Origin of the sequence: Glutamicibacter sp. 363 (assembly GCF_052379505.1) — a bacterium.
Lineage (GTDB): Bacteria > Actinomycetota > Actinomycetes > Actinomycetales > Micrococcaceae > Glutamicibacter.
Genome location: NZ_JBQSYR010000021.1, coordinates 23,697 through 48,045, shown reverse-complemented (window position 1 = coordinate 48,045; position 24,349 = coordinate 23,697). Strand labels below are relative to the sequence as shown.

Annotated in this window: 23 protein-coding genes; 4 read left to right on the top strand and 19 right to left on the bottom strand. The window is 62.2% G+C overall.

Translation table 11 applies throughout. From position 1 onward, the window contains the following. Window positions 1-60 precede the first annotated feature (60 nt). From ACT3UA_RS13490 to ACT3UA_RS13480, 3 genes are all read left to right on the top strand, one after another. Complete coding sequence (locus ACT3UA_RS13490) at window positions 61-531, top strand: NfeD family protein (protein ID WP_096284454.1); 471 nt, start codon at window positions 61-63, stop codon at window positions 529-531. A 55-nt stretch (window positions 532-586) separates the two neighbouring features. Beyond that, window positions 587-1,516 carry an SPFH domain-containing protein gene (locus tag ACT3UA_RS13485; RefSeq protein WP_255248366.1) on the top strand — a complete coding sequence of 310 codons (930 nt, stop codon included), beginning with the start codon at window positions 587-589 and terminating at the stop codon, window positions 1,514-1,516. Between the two features lie 175 nt (window positions 1,517-1,691). Next, entirely contained in the window at window positions 1,692-2,039 is a 348-nt protein-coding gene (locus ACT3UA_RS13480; protein WP_096284452.1) for an RNA polymerase-binding protein RbpA, read from the top strand. 81 nt (window positions 2,040-2,120) lie between these two features. On the opposite strand, the gene ACT3UA_RS13475 is transcribed toward ACT3UA_RS13480, so the two are convergent. The 16 genes from ACT3UA_RS13475 to ACT3UA_RS13400 all read right to left on the bottom strand — a co-directional run bounded on the left by ACT3UA_RS13475 (window position 2,121) and on the right by ACT3UA_RS13400 (window position 20,779). Then, entirely contained in the window at window positions 2,121-2,849 is a 729-nt protein-coding gene (locus tag ACT3UA_RS13475; RefSeq protein ID WP_096284450.1) for a polyprenol monophosphomannose synthase, read from the bottom strand. A gap of 381 nt (window positions 2,850-3,230) precedes the next feature. Further along, entirely contained in the window at window positions 3,231-4,820 is a 1,590-nt protein-coding gene (locus ACT3UA_RS13470) for an amidohydrolase (RefSeq protein WP_096284448.1), read from the bottom strand. 34 nt (window positions 4,821-4,854) lie between these two features. Continuing rightward, window positions 4,855-7,638, bottom strand: coding sequence for a DEAD/DEAH box helicase (locus tag ACT3UA_RS13465; protein ID WP_444616952.1), 2,784 nt, complete (start codon window positions 7,636-7,638; stop codon window positions 4,855-4,857). Window positions 7,639-7,696: 58 nt separating this feature from the next. Beyond that, window positions 7,697-8,548, bottom strand: a complete 852-nt coding sequence (tatC, locus tag ACT3UA_RS13460) for a twin-arginine translocase subunit TatC (RefSeq protein WP_105569070.1) — start codon at window positions 8,546-8,548, stop codon at window positions 7,697-7,699. 9 nt (window positions 8,549-8,557) lie between these two features. Next, on the bottom strand, window positions 8,558-8,773 hold the full coding sequence (gene tatA, locus ACT3UA_RS13455; RefSeq protein ID WP_096284442.1) for a Sec-independent protein translocase subunit TatA: 216 nt from the start codon (window positions 8,771-8,773) through the stop codon (window positions 8,558-8,560). A gap of 32 nt (window positions 8,774-8,805) precedes the next feature. Beyond that, window positions 8,806-9,165, bottom strand: coding sequence for a hypothetical protein (locus tag ACT3UA_RS13450; protein ID WP_096284441.1), 360 nt, complete (start codon window positions 9,163-9,165; stop codon window positions 8,806-8,808). Window positions 9,166-9,168: 3 nt separating this feature from the next. Continuing rightward, the gene (locus ACT3UA_RS13445; protein ID WP_444616949.1) at window positions 9,169-11,172 is read right to left on the bottom strand and encodes a helix-turn-helix transcriptional regulator; all 2,004 of its coding nucleotides are present in this window, start codon (window positions 11,170-11,172) and stop codon (window positions 9,169-9,171) included. A gap of 104 nt (window positions 11,173-11,276) precedes the next feature. After that, window positions 11,277-11,672: an FKBP-type peptidyl-prolyl cis-trans isomerase gene (locus tag ACT3UA_RS13440; RefSeq protein ID WP_096284437.1), complete on the bottom strand. Its 396-nt coding sequence runs from the start codon at window positions 11,670-11,672 to the stop codon at window positions 11,277-11,279. Between the two features lie 16 nt (window positions 11,673-11,688). Then, window positions 11,689-12,621: an FKBP-type peptidyl-prolyl cis-trans isomerase gene (locus ACT3UA_RS13435; protein ID WP_444616947.1), complete on the bottom strand. Its 933-nt coding sequence runs from the start codon at window positions 12,619-12,621 to the stop codon at window positions 11,689-11,691. A 119-nt stretch (window positions 12,622-12,740) separates the two neighbouring features. Then, window positions 12,741-14,114: a Pup--protein ligase gene (gene pafA / locus ACT3UA_RS13430; protein ID WP_444616945.1), complete on the bottom strand. Its 1,374-nt coding sequence runs from the start codon at window positions 14,112-14,114 to the stop codon at window positions 12,741-12,743. Between the two features lie 62 nt (window positions 14,115-14,176). After that, a complete protein-coding gene (locus ACT3UA_RS13425; protein WP_444616943.1) occupies window positions 14,177-14,362 on the bottom strand; it encodes a ubiquitin-like protein Pup in 186 nt (61 codons plus the stop codon). A 66-nt stretch (window positions 14,363-14,428) separates the two neighbouring features. Then, complete coding sequence (gene dop, locus ACT3UA_RS13420) at window positions 14,429-16,045, bottom strand: depupylase/deamidase Dop (protein ID WP_444616941.1); 1,617 nt, start codon at window positions 16,043-16,045, stop codon at window positions 14,429-14,431. Then, window positions 16,042-17,679 carry a proteasome ATPase gene (arc, locus tag ACT3UA_RS13415; protein ID WP_105569272.1) on the bottom strand — a complete coding sequence of 546 codons (1,638 nt, stop codon included), beginning with the start codon at window positions 17,677-17,679 and terminating at the stop codon, window positions 16,042-16,044. The genes dop and arc overlap by 4 nt, the downstream gene beginning before the upstream one ends. Before the next feature lie 184 nt (window positions 17,680-17,863). Further along, a complete protein-coding gene (locus tag ACT3UA_RS13410; protein WP_255248365.1) occupies window positions 17,864-18,916 on the bottom strand; it encodes a tRNA (adenine-N1)-methyltransferase in 1,053 nt (350 codons plus the stop codon). Window positions 18,917-18,941: 25 nt separating this feature from the next. Beyond that, complete coding sequence (locus ACT3UA_RS13405; RefSeq protein ID WP_444616938.1) at window positions 18,942-20,069, bottom strand: site-2 protease family protein; 1,128 nt, start codon at window positions 20,067-20,069, stop codon at window positions 18,942-18,944. Next, window positions 20,066-20,779, bottom strand: coding sequence for an HAD family hydrolase (locus ACT3UA_RS13400; RefSeq protein ID WP_444616936.1), 714 nt, complete (start codon window positions 20,777-20,779; stop codon window positions 20,066-20,068). The genes ACT3UA_RS13405 and ACT3UA_RS13400 overlap by 4 nt, the downstream gene beginning before the upstream one ends. A gap of 83 nt (window positions 20,780-20,862) precedes the next feature. Here ACT3UA_RS13400 and ACT3UA_RS13395 point away from each other — a divergent pair, with 83 nt between their 5' ends. Further along, a complete protein-coding gene (locus tag ACT3UA_RS13395) occupies window positions 20,863-21,771 on the top strand; it encodes a proteasome assembly chaperone family protein (RefSeq protein WP_096284418.1) in 909 nt (302 codons plus the stop codon). A gap of 75 nt (window positions 21,772-21,846) precedes the next feature. On the opposite strand, the gene mshC is transcribed toward ACT3UA_RS13395, so the two are convergent. The 3 genes from mshC to ACT3UA_RS13380 form a co-directional block, all read right to left on the bottom strand. Further along, on the bottom strand, window positions 21,847-23,109 hold the full coding sequence (gene mshC, locus ACT3UA_RS13390; protein ID WP_176484110.1) for a cysteine--1-D-myo-inosityl 2-amino-2-deoxy-alpha-D-glucopyranoside ligase: 1,263 nt from the start codon (window positions 23,107-23,109) through the stop codon (window positions 21,847-21,849). Window positions 23,110-23,199: 90 nt separating this feature from the next. After that, the gene (locus tag ACT3UA_RS13385) at window positions 23,200-24,024 is read right to left on the bottom strand and encodes an undecaprenyl-diphosphate phosphatase (RefSeq protein WP_096284413.1); all 825 of its coding nucleotides are present in this window, start codon (window positions 24,022-24,024) and stop codon (window positions 23,200-23,202) included. Window positions 24,025-24,102: 78 nt separating this feature from the next. Further along, a complete protein-coding gene (locus ACT3UA_RS13380) occupies window positions 24,103-24,321 on the bottom strand; it encodes a hypothetical protein (protein WP_096284411.1) in 219 nt (72 codons plus the stop codon). Window positions 24,322-24,349: the final 28 nt, after the last annotated feature.

Genomic DNA, 24,349 nt, shown 5'->3' with positions numbered 1-24,349 from the left:
CAGAATGGAGCAAAGGCCACTCGCAATTGGCCCTTGCTCTTTTGAACAAAGGTGGATGCCATGACAACGGCAGAATGGATTATCAGCAATGCCTGGGTCATTTGGCTCGCGCTATTCCTGCTGTTGGCCATAATCGAAATGATCTCGTTGGATCTTTACTTCGTCATGCTTGGCGTGGGCGCGTTGGGCGGTGTCGCCGTAGCGCTTTTCGACGGACCTATCTGGTTGCAAGTTGTCGTGTTCTGTTTAATGTCGCTGTTGATGATCTTCTTGGTCAGGCCGGTTGCCATTAAACATCTGAAGAAATCTCCCGAGGGCTTCCGAACGAATATTGAACGCTTGATCGGACAGGATGCGCTGATTCTGGAACCGACGTCACGTCTATCCGGATCTGCAAAAATTGCCGGTGAAATCTGGACTGCCCGAGCCGAAGCGAATGCAGCAACCATGTCTCCGGGTTCCTATGCGGTAGTCAGCCGCATCCAGGGCGCTACTGCGTACCTCACCCCCGCACCGAAAGACGAAGCTTAATCTCATCACGGCTTAACACCTCTATTACTACGCACTAGGAAAGAGAGTACACACCATGCAAAATGGATTTGGCACGACGATTGTACTTGTCGTCCTGGCGATCTTCGTGATCGTCGTTCTGTTGCGCAGTGTTCGTATCGTGCCGCAAGCACGCGCAGGCATTGTGGAACGTCTCGGCAAATACAATCGAACCCTCAACCCGGGGCTGACGCTACTGATCCCATTCGTGGATCGACTCCTGCCGATGCTTGATCTGCGTGAGCAGGTTGTTTCCTTCCCACCGCAGCCGGTGATTACCGAAGACAACCTCGTGGTTTCGATCGATACCGTGATCTACTACCAGATCACCGAACCACGCGCCGCCACCTACGAAATCGCGAATTATATTCAGGCGGTAGAGCAGCTCACCACCACCACGCTTCGTAACGTCGTCGGTGGCTTGAACCTGGAAGAGGCTCTGACCAGCCGCGACCAGATTAACGGCCAGCTGCGCGGTGTCTTGGACGAAGCTACCGGCAAATGGGGCATTCGTGTCTCGCGCGTCGAGCTGAAGGCCATCGATCCACCCATCTCGATCCAGGATTCGATGGAGAAGCAGATGCGCGCGGATCGAGATCGCCGTGCGGCGATCCTGACCGCCGAAGGCGTCAAGCAGTCCTCGATCCTGACCGCCGAAGGCCAGCGCCAGTCCTCGATCCTGAAGGCCGAAGGTGATGCCCAGGCATCGATCTTGCGTGCTGATGGCGAGTCCCAAGCTATTCAGAAGGTCTTCGATGCAATTCACGCCGGTAAGCCGGATTCCGAATTGCTCGCGTACCAGTACCTGCAGACCTTGCCAAAACTGGCCGAGGGTACGAGCAATACGCTCTGGGTTATCCCTAGCGAGCTGACCGAGGCCTTGAAGGGCATTGGCGGTGCGTTCAGCAACAGCCAGAACCCGGGCGAAGGACCGGTAGAATCGCCAAAAAACAACTCCGGAATCTAATTTCAGAGCATGTAGGGTGAATATCATCAGTTCGATGGCGGGGTGCGCATGACGTACCCCGCCATCGACGCGTATAATGGATGTTTTGGTGTCGCGAATATTCCCTGGGAATTATTTAGTGAGACCAATCGTTGGTACGTGTAGCGAATTCTTTAAAACACCGCGGAGGGAAATCATGAGCGATCGCAGCCTACGAGGCATGCGCCTGGGTGCACAGAGCATGGAATCTGAGGCAGGTGTGGAGCCGGCTGCCCGTCAGCGTGTGGAGTACCGTACCGAAGAGGGCGAAGGTATTTTCATCGTCTTCGCAGCCGAAGCCGAAATTCCTGCCACTTGGCTCACCAAGAGCGGCAAAGAGGCAAAGCTGGTCCACGGCGAGGCTAACGCCCCTGAAGCAGCGAACGAAAAGCCGGTACGTACCCACTGGGACATGCTGTTAGAGCGTCGTAGCACGGAAGAACTTGAGAAGATCTTGGGCGACCGCCTGACCCACCTGCGCGTTTCGCGTGGCGAATCAGCGTAGTTTTCGAGTCTTCTGCAGAAAAGGGAAGCGGTTTCCAACTCGATGAGTTGGAAACCGCCTCCCTTTTCTACGCTCTTGGCGCTACTTCTTGGAAGTCAGTTTCTTCCAACGTGCGCCTAGTCCCCAACGGGTCACGTTCCACATTGCTTCGAACACGATGTTTCCGCTCATCTTCGAATCGCCAAGTTCACGTTCCACGAAAGTCACCGGAACCTCGACGATCTTCTTGCGCAGCATCGCCACACGGAAGGTCATGTCGACTTGGAATCCGTAGCCGCGGGACTCTACCGCGTCGAAATCGATCGCTTCGAGGGTGGTGCGCTTGAAGGCGCGGTATCCGGCGGTAATGTCGCGCAGCGGCAGGCCGAGCATGGTGCGAGCGTAGAAGCTGCCACCGCGGGAGATCAGCTTGCGGTGCAGCGGCCAGTTGACGACCTCACCGCCCTTGACCCAGCGTGAACCAATGACGAGGTCGGCGCCGGCGGCGCTGGCCTCCAGCAGGCGTGGAAGCTGCTCAGGCATATGCGAGCCATCGGCGTCCATTTCCACCAGCACGTCGTAGTCGCGTTCCAGCGCCCAGCGGAAGCCAGCGATGTAGGCGGCGCCCAGGCCTTCCTTGCCGGTCCGGTGAAGGACGTGGACCGATGAGTCCTCGGCCGCGAACTTGTCCGCAAGTTCACCGGTGCCGTCCGGGGAGTTATCGTCCACGATCAAAACATCCGAATCCGGAACGGCCTGTCGAAGACGCCCCACCGTCAGTGGGAGCGACTCCAATTCGTTATAAGTCGGAATGATCGTAATGACGCGCACGCGGCGGCACCTTTCTAGATATACAACAGAAGTTCCAACCTGCGAACAGGGCGGAGAGTAAAGCCAAATTCAAAGTATAGTCACCCGGAAACCCGCAGCACTATTAGACACAGCAATCCCCGGTGACTTCGGCCCAATCTCACATACGTGAAGCGTGCGAAATGTTATCTAAGGTCACCGGGGATCGCTATCGTACTGCGTCGTTTCGAACGCAATGCAGTGCATTACGATGAGGCGCTGTCCCCCAGCCTAGTCGTTCCCCTACCCCGGCTGTCAACCATATGGTGACTACAATCTTCACTAAATCTATACTTGTCAAAGCCTAGATTTGTGATATCGAAGAACTTGAAGCAGAGGGGATTATGCTGAGGGCTAATTCCGCTAATCCATCCGGTCGAAGATCGTGGCACCGGCACGCACGGTTCGCAAGCACCGCGGAATCTCTTCATCAACCACCGGAAGCATCGGCGTTCCCGCCCGGGCATCGGTACTCCAGGAACTAATCCGCTCATCCGGGGTCTGAATCGCCAATTCGGACGCGCTCCACACCGCGAAGGTGGCCGGAGCGCCGATAACCAGCTGCCCGGCAAACGGGTTCAGTTCCCCCATCGCACGATAGGTCGAGCGGGTTTGGCCCATGAATCCGGCGCGAGCCGAAATACGTGCCTCCGGGTTGCTCATGGACATGGCCGCGCGCACCACGGCCCAACCATCGACCTCGGTGACCGGGGCGTCAGAGCCAAGCACCAACGGAACGCCGCTGGAAAGCATGGCAGAAAGATTGTTCATCGTTGCCGCGCGCTCGCCTAGGCGTTGCTCGTACATGCCTTCAGGGCCGCCCCAGAGCGCGTCGAAGCCCGGCTGCATGGACACGGTGATCGAGTAGGAAAGCAACCGTGCACGAGTTGGCTCATCTACCATCTCCACATGTTCCAAGCGGTGCCGCGCCGACTGCAGCTTGGCTACACCGATCCGCTGCGCCGCCGCATCAAAGCCCGCGAGCAGCAGATCCAGGGCCGCATCGCCGATCACGTGGAACGCTGCCTGGATCCCCTGCTCCGAGCAGGCGATCAGGTGTCCGGCGATCTGCTCGACGCTCAGATAGGCCTGGCCGCGGTGGCCGGGCTGATCGCTGTAGTCTTCGCGCAAGTACGCGGTGCGGCTGCCTAGCGATCCATCCACACTCAGGTCTCCGCCAAGTCCAAGCACCCGGCCCGGCGGGAAGGAGCGCATCAGTTCATCGGCCTGCTCGGCGCTGTCCACCAGCTCGCCCCAGTAAGCGTAGACCTGCGGCAAAGCAGTGAGGTCCTTGGCCAGCAGCTGGTCCAGCGCCGCACGGCCCTCGAGCTGCGGGGCGGCCATCTCCACGACCGTGGCAAAGCCACGCGAGGCGTAGTGCTCCAGGGCCAGCTGCTGGAATTGCTCCACCGCTGGGCCTTGGGTCAGCAACGCCCGGCGTACCTCGTCGTGCTCGGCGCCGCGGACCAGGCCCGAGGTGATGGAGCCCAGACCGAGGCGGTCCAGCAGCTCCCGGTTCACCAGGGCGCTGTGCACGTCGCGCCTGGACAGGTAATATGGCCGGCCAGCGGCGGCCGAGGTCAGATCCGTTTCGTTCGGAAGCGAAGGCTCGGACCACGCGGTTTCGTCCCAGCCCTGGCCAACCACCACATCTTCGGCGGTTTTGGCACGCTGCGCCAGCAGGCTGAGCAGTTCGGTGGCAGAGCCGGCGCCGGTCAGGTCCGCTCCCCCGAGGCTGCGGCCAAGGGCCGCCAAATGGGCATGGGACTCCACAAACGCCGGGGTCACCAAGGCGCCTTGGAGATCTATCACCCGATCGGCCTTTGCCGCATAACGGTCGGCGGCCTCTTCACCGCCCAGCCAGGCGACGGTATCCCCGTCGATGACCAGAGCCGTTGCGAAAGGATCGGCCGCGGAATAGATGGATCCATTGCGGTACAGGGTTAGTGCCACGAGTTATTTTCCTTTGTTCTCAAACCGGCTGCGATTAATCAAGGACGTTCGAATAGGCGATGACCCCACGCTTGACCAGGTCAACTGCCTGGCGTGCGGACCTGACCAGCTCCACCGGCAGGTCGGTGTTTTTGCCGAACTGGTCCAGGGTGTCGATCACCTGCTTGGCCCAGCGCACAAAGTCGCCCGGGGCCATATCTCCCCCGCGCAGTGCGCTGTTGAGCGAAGCGCCGCGCGACCACTTGTACATGGGCCAGATCAGTCCGGCCTCGGGCGGTGCGGTGGGGTTCAGCCCCAGTGCCTCCTCGGCGTCCGAGAGCGTGCCCCAGATATTGATCGTCTGGGTCCAGATATCGCCGACCCGGTCGGTGGGCATCTTCGGATCGGGCCTGTCGTAGTCACGGCGCCCCTGGTAGACCAGCGCCGCAACCACCGCGCAGAGCTCTTCGGGGTGCAGCCCGTTGAGCTTGCCAGTTTCCAGGACTTGGCTGGTCAACAGGTCGCGTTCGCCATAGATGCGACGCAGCCGACGGCCCGAGGCGGTAATTTCGTAGTCTTCGCCGTCATTGCTGGGAATCAGGTAGTCGAACCGCTCGAGGACCTTGCAGACCTTGTCGAACTCGGTGGCGATCGTATTGGTGCGCCCGCGGATCGCGCGGCGTGCCTTGTCCGTGTCCTTCTTCAGCTTCCAGTACCTATCGGCCCAGCGCATATGCGCGTCCCGGTCGGAGCAGGCGTGGCAGGGGTGGTCCTTCATGGCCAGGCGCAGCTTGTCGCTCTCGCGTTCGACGGAGTCCGCACCGTCAAAATTGAAGCTCTGGGCGTCCTGTCGCGGAGGGCGTTCATCGGCGATCGCATTGCGCAGGGCGGTGGCCAGATCCCGGCGTTCCTTCGGGCTCTTTCCGGTGAACCCCTTGGGGATCCGGATGCGGGAGATGATCTCTATCGGACCGTTGAGGTCATCGACGGAGAGCCGGCGCAGTTGGCCTTCTTCGGTCAGTACCGTGTGGCGCGGCTTGTACAGCGACTCGTCCAGGGCGACGATGACCGCCCGCCCGAATCGTCGTCCGCCGGGCAGATCAACGACATCGCCGCGGATCACCGACTGCAGGGAATTTTCTGCGGCCGAGCGGCGCAGGTTCTTGCGGTTCTTGGCCGCCCGCTTCTCGGCTTCGGAAAGGTCGCGTTGGAGTTTCAGATATTCGCGGAAGTCCCCCAGATGGCATTCCATGGACTTCTCGTAGCCGGCCAACGACTCCTCGCGCGAACGCACCTGCCGCGCCATGCCGACCACCGAACGGTCCGCCTGATACTGCGCGAAAGACGACTCCAGGATCTGGCGGGTCTGTTCGCGTCCGAACTGCGCCAGCAGGTTGGTGGACATGTTGTAGGTCGGGCGGAAGGAAGAGTTCAGCGGGTAGGTACGCCGGGAGGCCAACCCGGCCAAGGCTTCCGGTTCGATATCCGGATTCCACAGCACGATCGAGTGGCCCTCAACATCGATGCCGCGGCGTCCTGCACGCCCGGTGAGCTGGGTGTACTCCCCCGAGGAGATCTGCACATGGGATTCGCCGTTGAATTTCACCAGCTTTTCCAGCACCACCGAACGGGCCGGCATATTAACACCCAAGGCCAGCGTTTCGGTCGCGAAGACCACCTTGATCAGATTTCGGGCGAAAAGGTCTTCCACAATTTCTTTGAAGATCGGCAGAAGGCCTGCATGGTGCGAGGCGATCCCGCGCAGCAGTCCGTCGCGCCAGGACCAGAATTCGAGCACATCGAGGTCCTCACCGGGTATCCGGTAGGCGACCTCATCCAGCACCTCGGCGATCTGCGCGGCTTCCTCGTTCGTAGTGAGCCGCAGATCCGCCGAGACGCACTGCTGCAGGGCCATGTCGCAGCCCTTGCGGGAGAAGATGAAGAAGATCGCCGGCAGCAGTTCGGCCTTATCCAACCGGGAGATCACGTCGCGGCGGCTGACCCGGCGGCTCTGGCCCGGTCCTTGGGCACGGCCGCGTTGCGGACCCCGTCCGCCACGCTGGGGGCGTCCGGCCGGACGGTTGCTGCGAACCAGCTTGCGCAATTCGGGGTTGACGCTGATCTTGGCATCTTCGTCCGCCGCCCGGTCAAAGGCGACGTCTTCGGCGAAGAGATCCACGAGCTCAGGGCCGACCATCACGTGCTGAAAGAGCGGGACGGGGCGATGCTCGGAGACGATGATGTCGGTCTGCCCGCGCACGGTGTCCAGCCAACCACCGAATTCCTCGGCGTTGGATACGGTGGCCGACAAGGAAATTGTCTGTACGTTCGAGGGCAGGTGGATGATGACTTCTTCCCACACCGCGCCACGGAACTTATCGGCGAGGTAATGGACCTCATCCATGATCACGTAGCCCAGCCCGTCCAGCGTGCGGGAGTCCGCATAGAGCATATTGCGCAGCACTTCGGTGGTCATGACCACCACTTGGGCTTCGCTGTTGATCGAGGTGTCGCCGGTGAGCAGCCCGACCTGCTCCGGCCCGTAGCGTTTGACCAGTTCGGAATACTTCTGGTTGCTCAACGCCTTGATCGGGGTGGTGTAGAAGGCCTTGCGGTGCTCGTGAATCGCCTGATAGATAGCGAATTCACCGACTACCGTCTTGCCCGCACCGGTGGGCGCGGCGACCAGCACGCTATGGCCGTTGGCCACCGACTGGCAGGCTTGGGACTGGAATTCGTCGAGGTTGAAGGACACGCTGGCACGGAAGTCGGGCAAATAGGTGCCGCTTTCGACCTGTCGTTCCTTGGAATTCGCGTATCGCTCCGCGGGTGAAGTCACTATCGGCCGTTCACTTTCTGGAACGGGATCGCCGTTCCGAAACACTTAGCTATTGGTGCTAGACCTCGGTACTTGGTTCATCGATCGATGAGGCGGTCCCGTCCGCCATATTCTCGTTTGCCGCATCTTGTGCCGCCTGCTTCTTGGCCCGCTTCTTGTCGTTCAGGAAGCAGAACAGCGTGGCCGCTGCGAAGGTCAGGAAGAGCGGTCCAGCTAGCGCGAACATGGTGATCGCGTCGCCGCCTGGTGCCGCCATGGCTGCCACGAGGGCGATGAGGAAGACGGTAATCCGCCAGTTCTTGAGAATGACCTTTGAATGCAGCACTCCGACCATGTTCAAACCCACCATCAAGACCGGTACCAGCATGGCCAGGCCGAAGGCGAGCAGCAGGCGGAAGATAAATGGCAGGTAGGTATCGATGGTGAACAGAGTTTCGGAATTCTCCGGAGCCAGCCCGATAAAGAACTGCAATGCAAAAGGAAGCACGAAGTAGGCCATGGCCACGCCACCGAGGAACAAGGGTGCGGCTGCGGCGGCGAAGGAATAGCCCAGGCGGCGTTCCTTCTTTTTCAATCCGGGCACGATAAAGGCCCAGATCTGGTAGATCCAGACCGGGGAGGAAGCGACTATGCCAACGAAGATCGCGACCTTCAGCAGAATGTCGAAAGGAGACATTACCGCGGTGAAGTTCACCGATCCCCCGGCTGCCTTCACCGGTTCGATGAGCAGCGCGAGGAGTTCGTCGTAGAGGAAGAACCCTGCCACGGTACCGATCGCCAGGGCGATCAACGACTTGAAGAGCCGATTGCGCGCTTCGATCAGGTGGTCTTTGAGGGACATCCGCCCCTCGGCGTCTTTGGACCGCGTCTTTTTCTTGGACCGCGGTGCCTTATCTTTGCTATTTACCACTGAAAAGGTCTACGAGTTGTTCTTTTCGTCGGGATTCGGTTCATTCACGGTCCCGTCAACGGTTTCCGGCTTGTCATCGTCTTTCATCTGACGAACCTCAGACTTGAAAATACGCAGTGACTGACCCATTGAGCGCGCCAAACCCGGAAGCTTCGGCGCACCGAAGAGCAGCAATGCCAAAACGATAATGATGACCAAATGCCATCCCTGTAAACCACCAAACATGTTGGTTCCCTTCTCTCAAACTTAAGTCTACGTCAGAACAGATTCAGATCGCGCATGTTTTGCGCCTGTCCTCGATCACTGCGACGAGCCACGCGCTTAACACGTCGCGCCTCGATTCGTTCGGCTTTGCCCTTCAGCCTCTTCTTGGAGATCTTCTCTGGATCGCCATGAGTTGCATCGGTTCCGTGGGGGTACCGCCGCCCCACCGGCGCGTAGTCAACTACGCTGCCGGGCTTGGCGAATTCGCCGCTAATATGGTCAGCCGCGTCCGAGGCGCTGCCGAGCACGGCCATGCCGCGGCGGAACAAACGGAAGCCGGCAAACACCGCCAGGAGCAGCGTTGCAAGGACTAGGACGGTCCATAGGAGAACCCAAAACCACCAAGGAAGCATCTATCAATCCTCATACATTCTGATAGCGTCGTCCAACCACTTAGTCACGCGTTCGCGTGTAGCGTCAGGGGCGACTACAGCAATCTTACCGCCGTTGCGGGCCACCCAAGGGGCCGCAACGAGATGGTCCGATAGCTGCACTTTCGCGAGATGACCCGAGTCAACCTTGGATTGAGACCATGCTACCGGGTTGAACGCCTCGATCACCGGCAGAACGTCCTGATGCACGAAAAATTCAACTACTAGATCATCGCTGTTTGCCGAATAGCTGAAATCCAGCTTCTCGACATCCCGATGGCGCTCGGTGAGTTCAAAGCGCTCCCCGGTGAGCGTGACTTCGAGCACGCGGTCAACCCGGAAGGTGAGGATTGCCTCGCGGGTACGGCACCACGCACGCAGGTACTGGACCGGACCGTCTTCGATGATCCGCAAGGGTTCAATGACGCGCAACTGGTGGGTTTGCGAATTCGCCGAATAGTAGTCGATTTCCACGACCTCGGCGTTGCGCAGCGCCTGGATCAGCTGGCCCGGAGTGTCATGCTCGCGGACCTGGGTCAAGGCAAAGCCCAACGCCCCATTCCACCCCTCGAAGCGTGCCACCGCGGCATTGATCTTCTCCAACGCGGTCTGCAGCACGTCGCGGTGTTCAAATTCCGGGATGCTGCCCAGGGCGTTCAAACCGCCCAGCACCGCGACGGCTTCCAGCGGGGCAAGCTTTTGCGGTTCGGCAAGCAGGGCCGCGTTGGAGATGGTGACTACGTCCGAATCCAGATCGCCATCGTTCACGTTGATCAGTTCATCGTGCTGGCCATTTGGCACACCGCACATCATGATCATCGCCAGCTCGTCGCGGACCTTCGCCTGCGTCAACGAGTAGCGTTCGCTCAACTCGCCGATGGTCGCCGAGCCCTGGGCGACCACGAACTGGATCATGTCGATATTCCGCATCACCTGCTGGGCGGTTGAGCTTCGTCCCATGGCGCGGTGCGGCGTGAACTTTGCGCTCTGCACCGCCGGGCGCGTGGGAATATCGGCCTGCGCCGCACGGGCCTGGCGGAGAATAGCGGCCACCTGGGAAACCAGTGGTGCTGGTTCCAGAACCCTGATGGACGCCCCGTAGCTGGCTAGCTCGGCCGCAAAGGAATGCCGGTCGGCATATCCGATATTGAGCGTCGCGGAGCTGCGCGTCCCATTGATCGCCCGGGCCCGCAGCGGGGTGGCCCGCTCGTCGAGCAGTTCCACCACCGCGAGATGCCCGGGGTTGCGCAGGTCAAAATCCTGCAGCACCCGGGTCATCGAAAAATCTTCTGGCCGTGCCCGGTAATCCCCGCTGGACGCGCCGTCGCGGCGAACCTGGGTGGCAAAGTTTCCCTGCACGCGGTTGAGCCTGAAAACGCGCGGCGCGGCGCGCGAGTGGTCCCAGCCGGTGAAGTACCAATTGCCGAATCGTTGGCCGATCCCCCACATATCCACCACACGCTTGCTCGTGTTTCCCTGGGCGTCCTGGTAGTCGAACTTCAGCGTTTTCCTGTTGAAGACCGCCAGCGCGCAGGTCTTGAAATTTGGGTCGTCCATGGATAGCCGCGGGAGCATTGCCGCGGCATAGGGTGCGATGCTCAGCTCGGTGCTCTGCGTGCCGGTGATGCGCGCGGCGGCGCTGAGCGCGAGGGCTTGGAGTTTCGAATCCTTCCAGAGGCTCGCCGCGAGGGCGATCAGCCCGGTTTCGGCGACGGTGAAGTTCACTGCGGGCAGGAACCAGTCGCTGGTATCTATCCGGTAGTACGCCGTCCCGTCGATGCTTTCGGAGATCAGCCGCAGCCCGAACTCGTTGCGGATCTCATCCTTCAACCGTTCGATGGCCTTTTCACGGGCCTCCGGGTTGCCGCCGGGGTTCAGATAGTCTCCGATGCGTTCGGCATTGAACTTCCGTTCGGTAGTCGCCAACGCGTAGATGAGACTTGTCAGGCGTTCCGCCTTGCTGGGTCCGTCACTCTGCTTTGTGCTCACGTGCCTACCCTAACGAACTTCCGCGCCGATCTAAGACTTTGAAGACGAGGAAAGCCCCAAGAATTGCGAAAATGTACGCAACTCTTGGGGCTTTCTTCAATGAATTATTTGGTGCCCATCAGGTCAACCACGAAGATCAAGGCTTCGTTCGGCGCGATGGCGCCCGGTGCGCCGCGTTCGCCGTAGGCCAACTCGGAAGGGATCTCCAGACGGCGGCGGCCGCCGACCTTCATGCCCAACAGGCCCTGGTCCCAACCCTGGATGACCATGCCGACGCCCACTGGGAAGTCGAGGGTCGAACCACGGTTCCAGGACGCGTCGAACTCTTCGCCCGTGGACCAGGAAACGCCTACATAGTGCGCCTGGACGGTGGTGCCCGGGGTGACCTCGGCGCCGTCGCCCTCGATCAGGTCGGTGATGACCAGTTCGGTGGGCGCGTCGGTACCTGGAAAGTCGATTTCAGGCTTGGTGCGGTCGTAATTACGTTCTCCAAAGGACATGTTTACGGCCTTTCTGTTACTTGCTTTCGGTTACCTTGTCTAATTCTACGTAGAACACCAGCGGTCCGGTTGGACGTCCGGAGGAAGCGTCGTCACCGTAGGCCATATTCGACGGGATGGTCAGCAAGACCTTGCTGCCTTCCTTCAGGCCCTTCAGGCCTTCGAGCCAGCCCTCGATCACGCCGCCGGACATCTGCATGTCAAAGCCCTTGTCGTCGCCGAAGTTCCCGTCAAACTTCTTGCCGTCTTCCCAACGCACGCCGTGGTAGTGGACGTTGGCGCTGGCGGTTTCGGTGGCTTCCGGACCGGTGCCCTCTTCGAGGACATCCACTACGAGGCCCTCGGGTGCCTCGGTGTCCTTAGGGATGGTGATGATCGGGTCGCCCTTGCCGGTCTTTACGGTTGGCAGTTTCCCGTCGTCCTTCAGCTTCTTGACCTCGTCCTGGGTCAGCGGCTTGCTGGCACCGACGGAGTCGGCGATCTTGATGACGATCAGGCGTTCGGCGCGAGCGCCCTCGGCAGGCTCGGCGATGCTGCCGTCGGGCTGCTGCACTCCGTCGATGGCCGCGTAGGCGATCCAGTCCCCGACCTGCGAGGTCAGCAGGGTCTCATAGAGTTCAGGCATCTGCTCTTTAAGCGTGGCGTCCACCGGCATCTGCGTGGTGGCGCCGGTGAAGTTTTCGTTGGTCAGCTGCCCGTCGATGGTCTTGTAGAGGCCCGACTGGATGTCGATGGTGTCGCCATCTTTGATATCGGGACCATCACCCTCGACGACGGTGACTGCCTCTTCCTTCTCGGTAAGCAGCGGAGCCTTGAAATTAACCTCGGGCGCGGTCTGCTCGTCTGCGGCTGGCTTCACCTCGACCTTGCTCACGGAGCTGGAGCCCGAACCACAGGAGACGAGGGCCAAGACGGACGCGGTTGCACATACTGCCAAAACTTTTCGCACGAATCTTCTTTCCGATAAGAATTATTTGTTCTGCTGACGCATCTTGCCGAAGCAAGGGCGCGCGACGATCTGCATCTAGCTTAGGGGTATTTACTGTGAAAATACTTGTTTTCAGCTGGTCATACGGGGCGGCGCATCACATCAATGAGCTCATCAACCGCCGAATTAGAGGTGGCAAAGGGATCCTTGCACAACACGACCCCGCCCTCGCCTTCCTCATACTTCATATGGACCCAGTCGGTTGAGTAGCGCCGGCCGGTGGCGCGCGCGGCGCGAATGAATTTGCTGCGCAGAGCCGCACGGGTGGTGGCCGGCGGGTTCTCCACCGCGTCGTGGATCATCGCCGGATCAAGCACCGAACTGGCCAGTCCGCGGCGGCGCAACAGATGGAAGAGCCCGCGGTTCGGGTCGATGTCGTGATAGGTCAGGTTCAGCTGCGCGATCCGAGGCGAATCCAGTGCCAAGTCGTTCTTCTTCGCATATCCGGTGATCAGCTTGTGCTTGATCGCCCAGTCGATATCCTGGTCGATCGGCGAGAAGTCCTGGCTTTCGATGGCGACGAGCACCCGCTCCCACAATTCGAGAACCCGTTCGACCTGGTCGTGGTGTGCCCCATGGCGGGCCACAAACGCCTTGACCAGTTCCAGGATCTTCCACTGCAATTGCAAGGCCGTCGGCTCGTCGCCGGACATCAAACGCACCACCGTTTGGCCGGTGAATTCATGGGAGATGCTGCGGATCGAGCGGATCGGATTTTCCAGGCGCAGATCATGGTAGATCTCCCCCGACTCGATCAGCCGCAAGACCAGGTCGGTGGCCCCGATCTTCAGCAGCTGCGTGGTTTCGCTCATCGAGGAATCCCCCACGATGACATGCAGGCGGCGATGGTATTCGGCATCGGCATGCGGTTCGTCGCGGGTGTTGATAATCGGCCTCGAACGGGTGGTCGCCGAGGAGACGCCCTCCCACATATGGTCCGCACGCTGGGAGAACACAAATTTGGTTTGGTCCTGAACCTGCACCAGATGCCCGGCACCGCAGAGCAGCTGGCGGGTGACCAAAAATGGAATGAGCATGTCGGCGAGCCGCTTGAACTCGATTTTGCGTGGAATCAAGTAGTTCTCGTGGCAGCCGTAGGAGTTGCCGGCCGAGTCCACGTTGTTCTTGAACAGGAACAAACGGCCCTCGTGGCCTTCTTCGAGCAGCTGCTCCTCGGCCTGCTCGACCAAATCGAGCATCACCGCCTCCCCCGCCCGGTCATGGGCGATCAGCTGCAGGAGCTGATCGCATTCGGCGGTGGCGTATTCCGGATGGGAACCGACGTCGAGATAGAGCCGCGAACCGTTGTTCAGGAACACGTTGGAGCTACGCCCCCAGGCGACGACCGGCCGGAAAAGGTGCCGGGCCGCGTCTTCCGGGGTGAGCCGCCGCCCGTCGGACGGCACGTAATTCAGCCCAAACTCGGTCTCCAGACCGAAGATTCTGCGATCCACCAGAAGTTACTTCCCCTCAATGATGTTGCCCATAGGCAACGGTTACCTGCTGCACCCGCGGGTTACTGGCCACCCTTTTGGACGAATCCACGCACGAACTCTTCGGCATTCGACTCGAGCACCGAGTCGATTTCATCGAGCAGGTCATCGACGCCTGCGCTGGTGCCGGTCGTGTTCGCCTGCACCTGCTCGGTTTCGAGCGCTTGCGCTTGGGTTTCGCGGCGAGCTGAGAAATTTTCCTGGGTCATGGTCTTCTCCTAAAGTCTGTCGAAACGCCACGTTTTTGCGCGCCTCTGGTTTTCATTCTGCGCCGTTTAGCGCCGTCGTGCCAACTGCTCGATGAACTCGGCGATTTCCAGTTCGGCGTCGAAGAGCTCCCCCACCTGCGCCCGGCTGCCGGCCAGCGGCTCGGGCATGTGGAATCGGCTGACCTTGCGGGCGCCGGGCACCGAGAAGGACAACGCGTCCCAGTTCGCGGCCACCACATATGGCGCATAGCGCTGCAGCGTCATGCCGCGCAGGTAGGCGCGGGTATCCTCGGGCGGATGATCCACCGCGGCGTTGATTTCGGCTTGGCTGAAGATGGTTTCGATCAGGCCCCGCGAAGCCATCCGGTAATACAGGCCCTTGTCCAGGCGAAGATCCGCCCATTGCAGATCCATCAGGGCCACCCGGGCATCATCGAAGCCCACCGAGTGCCGTTCGGTGAAGGACTTCATCAGCTTGTACTTCGCCACCCAATCGACCTGCGCGGCCGCTTCCAGCGGATCCCTTTCGAGCGTGTCCAGGATGTCGCGCCAGCGGCGAAGGATCTCGGTGGTATCCGGATCTTGCAGATCCCGCTGCGCGCAGAAGCTTTCGGCGGCCTCCAGGTAGCTGCGCTGGATCTGAATTGCAGTGAGACTGCGGCCGCCGCGCAGCGCCACCGTGGCGCGCAGCGAGGGGTCGTGGCTGATCTGCTGCAGCGCGGCCACCGGGTCCGCCAGCTCGAGCTTCGGGGACATTCCCGCTTCGATGAGGCTGAGCACCAGATTGGTGGTGCCCACACGCAGAAGCGTGGAAATCTGTCCGAGGTTCGCGTCCCCGATGATCACGTGCAGCCGGCGGTACTTGTCCCAGTTGGCGTGCGGTTCGTCGCGGGTATTGATGATCGGGCGGTTGATGGTGGTTTCCAGGCCCACCTCGGCCTCGAAGAAGTCGGCGCGCTGGGAGATCTGGAATTCGGCCCCGCGCCCGAGCATGCCGCGGCCCACGCGTCCGGCGCCGCAGAAGATCTGCCGTGTCGCGAAGAAGGCGGTCAGCCCGCTGACCAGCGCGGAGAATTCCACCTCGCGTGGCACCAGATAGTTTTCGTGCGAACCATAGGAGACGGATTTGTTGTCCGTGTTGTTCTTGTAGAGCAGCAATTCGCCGCTGCCCAGCGTTGCGGCGCTAGCCGCAGCCCGGCGCATCACCTCGTCCCCGGCATGGTCCCAGAGCACCGCGGCGCGCGGCGAGGTGACCTCGGGGCTGGAATATTCGGGGTGCGCGTGATCCACGTAGAGCCGCGCGCCGTTGCCGAGCACCATGTTCATCACCACATCGGTGGCGTCCTTCTCCTGGTACAGCGTGGCGCCGACGCGGGCGTCGTTGCCGTCCAGCGCAATCGATTCGGCCGTCCAGACCGCGGAGTCCCCCAGCGTGGGCTCGGAGTCGGTCAGCTGGCTCGGATGCGCAAGGGCACGATCCACCGAATGCCCGCGCGCATCGGCCAGCGGCGATTCATCGGAGTAGTCCCAGCGCGCGGCCCGGGCATCGGAGCCGGAGTCGCGCACCAGCTGGGCGTAGGCGTCGACGATCTGCGCCGAGAGCACCGTCGAGTTGGCTTGCGGCATCGCGGGTCGAATGATCCCGTATTCGGTTTCCAGGCCGACCAGGCGCCGGGCGCTCACAAGGCGTCCTTCGCCTTGACCAGCGAACGGATGTGGCTGATCCGCTCGCCCTTGCGCCCGGAGATCCGCGCCCAGTCATCCGGGTTGGTGGTATTTGGCATATCCTCGTGCTCGGCGAATTCCTCGCGCACCGCGCGCAGCAGGTATTCCATCTTCAGCCCGCGTTCCCCGCTGGTGATCAGCGCCTTGATCGCGTGCTTCTTGGCCCGGTCCACCACATTGTGGATGACCGCGCCGGAGGAGAAGTCCTTGAAGTAGAGCACCTCCACCTGGCCGTTGACGTAGGTGACCTCCAAGAATTCGTTGAACTGCTCGGTGGAGTACATGGCCGCTACGGTGCCGGCGATCATCCGGTCCACGGTCTCTTGGGCGTCCCCGGAGTCGGCGGCCACCTCGGATTCGTGCAGCGGCAGCTCGGTGGTCAGGTATTTGCCGAAGATTTCGCTGGCCCCTCGCGCGTCGGGGCGGCGGATCTTGATCTTCACATCCAACCGTCCCGGGCGGAGGATCGCCGGGTCGATCATGTCCTCGCGGTTGGACGCGCCGATGACGATCACGTTATCCAGGCGTTCCACCCCGTCGATTTCGGCCAGCAGCTGCGGCACGATGGTGGTTTCCACATCCGAGGACAGCCCGGACCCGCGGGTGCGGAAGAGGGATTCCATCTCGTCGAAGAACACCACCACCGGGTCCCCGTGCAGCGCCTTCTCCCGGGCTCGGGCGAAAATCAGCCGGATATGCCGTTCGGTTTCGCCCACATACTTATCGAGCAGTTCCGGACCCTTGATATTCAGGAAGTAGCTTCTCGCCTGGCCGGTGCCCTTGCGGGCCGCGGCGCGCTGGGCCAGGGAATTGGCCACGGCCTTGGCGATCAGCGTCTTGCCGCAGCCCGGAGGGCCGTAGAGCAGGATGCCTTTCGGTGCGCTCAGCCCGTGTTCGCGGTAGAGCTCGGGGTGGGCAAAAGGCAGCTCCACCGAGTCTTGGATCGCTTCGATCTGCGAATTCAGGCCGCCGATATCGGAATAGTCGATATCCGGCACCTCTTCGAGCACCAGCGACTGCATATCGGTCAGCTGCACCCGGTTGACCGCCAGACCGGTGCGGGCATCGATGGTGAGCTGGTCCCCGACGCGCAGGTGTTCCCCGCGCAGCGGCTCGGCGAATTCGATGACTCGCTGGTCATCGCCGCGCGCCATCACCACCGCCTGGTGGTCTTCGAGGATTTCCTTGATCGTGACCAGGTCGCCGGACTGCTCGTAGCCCAGGCCCGCAACGACCACCAGCGCCTCGTTGAGCAGCACCTGCTGGCCAACGTGCAGCTTGGCGAAATCCAGCAGCGGGCTGATGGCCACACGCATCTTGCGTCCGGAGTGGATCACATCCACCGCCTGCGCGGCGGTGGTTTCGATGCCCAGGCCTGCTTCGGGATGCTTGCGTGGGTGCTTGGCCACGATGGTGCCGTGGCTGAACGGGGTATCGCCGTCTTTTTCCAGCGCGGATTTGAGGTTGATGATCTGTTCGCGAGTCTGCTCCAACAGGGCCACGAGGCGCTGGTTGTTTCCGCTGATCCCGGCAAGCTGCTTGTCCAGGTTGCGGTTCTTCTCGCGCAGCACGTTGACCTGGCGTTCGGTCATCTGAAGCCGTTCGGCGACGCGTTGCGCCTCGTTGTTTTCGCTCACGTTGTATTCTCCCAAACCTCGCCGTTCGCCACGCGTGGCCAGCTACTGGTGCTGGCTGTGCGGGTCGTTCTGAGTCCATCCTATGAACGTAAAGCCCCGGGATTGAATTTCCCGGGGCTTTAGTTCACATATTGAAACGCTAGTTCTCGGTATCTGAGACGTTTTCGCCTTCGCGGATCCGGTTCGGACGGTTGGCGTCCTTGGCGGCACGACGCAGCTTCTTCGGCGAAATACCGCGTTCGCCAAGCGCGGTTTCGGTCCACTGCTCCTTGTCATGCTCCCGTGTCCAGGCGTTCAGGTCCTCGGCCGAGTAGCCGTGCTCCTTGATGCGCTTGGCCTTCGGGATGCCGTCCTGGGCGTCGGCCAGGCGGCGGGCGGTGATCAAGAATGCGGTGTGCGCCACCATGCGGTGATCCGGGCGGACCGCCAGGCCATCAACGTGCCAGCCGCGCACCATGGTTTCGAAGCATTCGGGCTCGGTGAACTGCCCCGAGGCGCGAATCGCCTCCACCACGCGGGACATCTGGGTCACGGTGGCCACATAGTTGGTCCACACCCCGCCCGGAGCCAGTACGGTCGCTACCGCGTCCAGGCATTCCCAGGGCGAAAGCATGTCCAGCACCACGCGGTCCACGCTGCCCGGTTCCTCCAGCTCGAGCACCTTCTCCTGGAAGTCGCCGATGGACAAATGCCAGGCCGGGTGCTCACCGCCGAAGACCGTGGAGATATTGCCGCGGGCGATATCCGCAAATTCTTCGCGGCGCTCATAGGAATGCAGGTAGCCCTGGTCGCCGACCGCGCGCAACAGCGAGATCGACAGCGCTCCGGAACCCACGCCGGCCTCCACCACGCGCGCTCCGGGGAAGATGTCGCCGAACTGGATGATCTGCGCGGCATCCTTGGGGTAGACCACGGCCGCGCCGCGCGGCATGGACAGCACGAAGTCCTTCGCCAGCGGACGCAGCACCTGGTAGCGCACGCCTTCGACGTTTTCGATCACGCTGCCTTCCAGCGCCCCGATGATCGCGTCATGTCCCAGCACTCCCTGGTGGGTGTGGAATTCTCCGCCGTCCTCCAGGGTGATGGTGTTGATCCGGCGCTTCTGGTCGGTCAGCTGGACGCGGTCTCCGACGCGGAAGGGGCCGCGCCGGGCATTCGCGCCATGCGGCGCTGCGGTGTTCTGAGCACTCACTGAGTTTTCCTTTGTTGTAGAGCTTTTAGGCTTTGCGGCCGGTGACGGCCGCGATGATCTTGCGTTGGTGCAGCAGACCCACCACGGTGCCGCGCGCATCGATGACCGCGTACTCTGCGGTGCTCACGCTGGCCAGGTAGTCGATGAGCTGGCGGCCGTCGGAGTCCTGGGCTACGACGGCGCCGCGGCCCAGGGCGCGGGATACCGCCAGCGCGGAGACCTGCGCGGCCGAGGCCGGGTCCACCCGGCTCAACGCCTGCTCGTCGACCACGCCGCAGGGCATGCCTTGCGGGTCGACCAGGATGATCTGACCGCCGCGGTTCCGCCTGCGGGTGAGCACGTCGGCCACCGTGGCCACCGACATCATCGCGCTGGCCGGGGACATCAGGTCCCCGGCGATCACCTTGGGCAGGTTCAGCATCATCTTGGCGTGGTTGATCAGCGCCGTGGTGGCCTGCCACATGAAGACCGCCACCATCACCCCGACCACCATGGTCAGCAGCTGGGGTTGCTCGCCCTTGAGGAACGGCACCACGATGAACCAGGCCAGGACGCCGATGACGATGAAACGGCCCACCCAGGAGGCGGCGATCGTTCCCTTGAACTGGGAGCCGGTCAGCTTCCAGACCGCGGACTCCACCAGCCGGCCGCCATCCAAGGGCAAGCCGGGCAGGGCGTTGAACGCGCCGAGCAGCAGGTTCGCGTAGACGAAGAAGTTCAGCAGCAAGCCCGGGTACAACCCGAGCTCCGGCAGCTGCAGCGCCAGCCAGGCGAGGCCGGCGAGCACAAAGTTCGACAGCGGCCCGGCCATGGCCACCGCGAGCGAGGCGCCGGGTTTGGCCTTGAAGGAGCCGAATTGGGTGTGCCCGCCCATCAGGGTCAGCACAATATGCGCGTCGGGCCATTTGAAGGCGCGGGCGGTCAGCGCGTGGGCCACCTCGTGCACGAGCACGGCCAGCGCGATCACCACGGCGCAGGCGAAACCCAGCAGGTAGGCGACCAGCGGCGGGATCAGCGCATTATTCGACAGTTGCACCCCGATGGCCACGGTGATCACCGCGGTGATGATGAACCAGGAATTCGACAGGTACACCGGCACCCCGCCGATGCGGCCGAGTTTCAGCCCCGGGGCTTTTTCAGTAGCTTCGCTCACGCGTTAACCTGCACCAGCCAATCGGTCATCGTCTCTAGATTTACGTCCACCAGCGTATCGATACGCCGCCAGTTCCCCACCCCGGGGTCCGTCGCGTTGGGGATCAGCACCGCGTGCAGTCCCGCCGCGGCCGCCGAGGTGATTCCGGGCTTGGAATCCTCGAAGCCGATGCAGCGTGCGGGGTCGAACCGGCGGCCGAGCTGCTCGCCGAGCAACGCCAATCCGCGCCGGTAGGGTTCGGGGTCCGGCTTGCCGCGGGTGACTTCTTCGCCGGTGACGCTGGCGGTGAAGATCCCTTCCGGGAGCGCCGCCATCAGCTCGCCAACGATGCTGCGCTCGCTCATGGTCACCAGCGCCTGCGGAATTCCCTCCCGATGCAGTGCGCGCAGCAGTTCAAGGGCGCCGGGCCGCCAGGGCACGTCACTGGTCAGGCCGGCGACGACTTGACCGGAGAGGTGTTCGATGATCTCCCGGACGCCCAGGTCCACCCCGGCCTGCTGGAGGATTTTCGCCCCGTTGGGCAGTGCCTGGCCGACCAGGTTGAACGCCTGTTCCTCGCTCCAGCTTCCGCCGTGGGATTTGACCAGTTCCATCTCCGCGGCGATCCAATAGGGTTCGGTGTCGATGAGGGTACCGTCCATATCCCAGAGCACCGCGTGGGGGCCGGGGGCTGGAACTTTTGCATCGAACGCTGATTTGGTGCTTGGCATGAGTCCATTCTAGATGGAAGAGTGGGGCTAAACCGCTTCGCCGCCTCTGCCGGGGCGGTGCGCAGGCTGGAGAGGGGCAAGTCATGAGCGAGGAATACCACGCACCAACGCTGAACGGCTTCGTTGCGCAAACCGAACATGAGATGCGTCCCACCGTGCTGATTTCGGCCTTCGAGGGGTGGAACGATGCCGGTTCGGCCGCCAGCGACGCGGTGCGCCGCATTCTGAACAGCGGCGCCCCGAAGCATCTGGCCACCGTGGGCGAGGACGACTACTACGACTACCAGTTCACCCGGCCGCAGTCGCGGGTGACCGCCGAAGGCCGGATCATCGAGTGGCCAACCACCGAGCTCTACCGGTTGGACAATCCGCTCGCCCCGGCGGATCTGCTGCTCGTCGTCGGGGTGGAGCCGACCTTTAGGTGGCAGGGATTCTGCGCGCAGATCGTGAAGCACGCCAAGGCGGAAAACGTCCATGTGGTGCTCTCCCTGGGCGCCTTATTGGCCGATGTGCCGCACACCCGGCCGGTGCCCACGGTGCTCAACAGCGATCATCCGAAGTTGCAGGAGTACTTCAAGCTTTCGGCCTCCCGCTATGAGGGGCCCACCGGGATTCCGGCGGTGCTCGGGGCCGAATTCGAAAAACACGGCATTCCCACCATGTCGCTCTGGGCGCAGCTCTCGCACTATGTGGCCCAAGCGCCCAGCCCGCGGGTGGAACTGGCGATCGTGGAGATGATCGAGGAGCTGGTTCCGATGCAGGTTTCCTCGCAGAAGCTCCGCGAGGATGCCGGCGCCTGGACGCGCGGGGTGGACGAGCTCTCGGCCGCGGATCCGGAGGTCGCCAAATACGTGCAGCAGCTCGAGCAGGCCTCGGATGCCAGCGAACTTCCCGAGGCCAGCGGCGAATCCATCGCCCGCGAATTCGAACGCTACCTGCGCCGCCGGGGACGCGCCCGCGGCGAAGAGCACGGCCCGGACTTCGAGATCTGATTCTTCGGGCATAAAAAACTCCCCACAAGCCGGTGCCGAACGCCGCGGACCGGTTTGTGGGGAGCCAGGCTGCCGCTAGAGCTTCAGCCCCAGCAGGGAATCGATTCCGCGGGCGAGCAGCTCGCTGCCTTCCCCGCTGCCTTCGGCCGCGGTGGCGGCCCACTGGTCGATGGCTTCCAAGGCCGCAGGGGCGTTGAGGTCATCGGCCATGCGCGAGCGGATCCGGGTCAGCAGCGCGGTGGCTTCGGCCAGCCCGGCGCCGGCGATCCGGGCCCGCCAGGTGGCCACGCGTTCCTGGGCTTGGGCGAGCAGCTGCCCGGTCCAGGACCAGTTCGTCCGGTAGTGCTGCGAAAGCAGCACCGCGCGGATGGCCACCGGTTCCACCCCGGCGGCGCGCAGCTTGGAGACGAGCACCAGGTTGCCCAGGGACTTGCTCATCTTCTCGCCGTCCAGGCCCACCATGCCGGTGTGCACATAGGCCTGGGCCAAGGCGGTCTGGTCATCGGCTGCGGCGTGCGCCGCGGAGAATTCGTGGTGCGGGAAGATCAGGTCCGATCCGCCGCCCTGCACGGTGAACGGGGCCGGAAGGGTCCTGCGCGCGATCACCGAACACTCGATATGCCAGCCCGGGCGCCCGGTGCCCAGCTCGCCGCCCGCCCAGGAGGGTTCGCCTTCTCGGGCCATGCGCCAGAGCAGCGGATCCAAGGGGTCGCGCTTGCCCGTGCGGTCCGGGTCCCCGCCGCGTTCGGCGAAGAAGCCGAGCATCGTCTCGCGGTCGTAGTTGGAGACCTGGCCGAGTTTCCAGGCGCCGTTCTCCGAACCCAGGGTATCGAAGTAGATATCCCCTTCCACCCCGTCCGCGTCGGCCGGCACCCGGTAGGCCAGGTCCGCGGCGAGCAGCCGCTCGACCACCGGAACCAGCCAGTGCACCGATTCGACCGCGCCGATGTAGTGCTGCGGCGGAATCACGTTCAGCGCTTCCATATCCTCGCGGAAGAGCTGAATCTGGTCTTCGGCGAGGTCCTGCCAGTCGACCCCGGTGGCGGTGGCCCGCTCGAGCAGCGGGTCATCCACGTCGGTGATGTTCTGCGTGTAGGTGACCTCGCGGCCGTTATCCAGCCAGGTGCGGTGCAGCAAGTCGAAGGTGACGTAGGTGGCGGCGTGTCCCATATGGGTGGCGTCGTACGGGGTGATCCCGCAGACATACATGCTTGCCGGGGCGTTGGCCTGATCGGCCGGAGCGGTGGCCTGCTTGGTTCCGCTGGAGGTGTCGAAGACCTCCAGAATAGGTGCGGAGCCAACAACATGTGGCACTTGCGGAGACTTCCACGCGAGCACTGAGTACATCCTTTCGCAGATGTATAGACGATCTTCCTTTAAGGGCAAGTCAACGAGCGCAAGGTTTATTCCCGCGCGGGCTACAGAGTTTTAGGCGCTGATCATTCCGAGGCTCAGGAATACGAACAATCCCAGGCCCAAGAGGATCCGGTACCAGACGAAGAGCCGGTAGGAGTGGGTGGAGACGTACTTCAGGAACCAGCCCACGATCAGGAAGCCCACGACGAAGGCGATCGCGGTGGCCAATCCGGTCTGCGCCAGCGTGTAGACCCCGGGCTCGGAGAAGGATTTGGCCAGCTTGTACAGCCCCGAGGCGTATACCGCGGGGATGGCCAGCAGGAAGGAATAGCGTGCGGCGGCTTCCCGGGTATAGCCCATGAGCAACCCGGCGGTGATCGTGCCGCCGGAGCGCGACACGCCGGGGATCAGGGCCATCGCCTGGGCGAAGCCGTAGAACACGCCGTGCTTGACGGTGAGCTTATCCAGCGTGCGCTCCTGCTTGCCGTAATGGTCGGCGATGGCCAGGAACAGGCCGAAGAGCACCAGCATGGTCGCCACGATCCACAGCGAACGGAAGTTCGAGTCGATATAGTCTTCGAGCAGGAGGCCCAGGATGGCGATCGGCAGGGAACCGACGATGATCAGCCAACCCATTTTTGCGTCCGGGTCCGAATGCGGGATCTTGCCGGTGATCGCCCGGAACCAGGCGCCGATAATCCGCACGATATCGCGCCAGAAGAAGACGACCACCGCGGTTTCGGTCCCCAACTGGGTGATCGCGGTAAAGGCCGCACCGGGATCTTGCGCGTTGGGCAAAAGCTCGCCCACGATGCGCAAGTGGGCCGATGAGGAGATGGGCAAGAACTCTGTCAGGCCCTGGATTAATCCGAGGAAAGCTGCTTCAAACCAATTCACCCCTTGACACTACGTCATTTCGAGGGGCGTATTGGTGATTACACGGCTTTCGCAGGGAAATTCAAACCGTGGCCGTACTCACTCGTCATCGTCGTCATCCGTAGGTATGGTGAACGGAAGAAGTTCGGAATATTGCTCGTAGAGTGCATCCTCATAGCTCTCGAACGCTTCGGCGAGCGAGCCGAAGGCCGCATCAACCGCGGCGTCGGCCGACCCGCGGCTCTGGGAAACTACGGTCAGGTGCTGCTCGAGGCGTGAGATCAGCAGTTGCAGGGCGTAGCTCGGTTCGGTGCTCATGAGTCACACGCTACAACCGAAATCATTC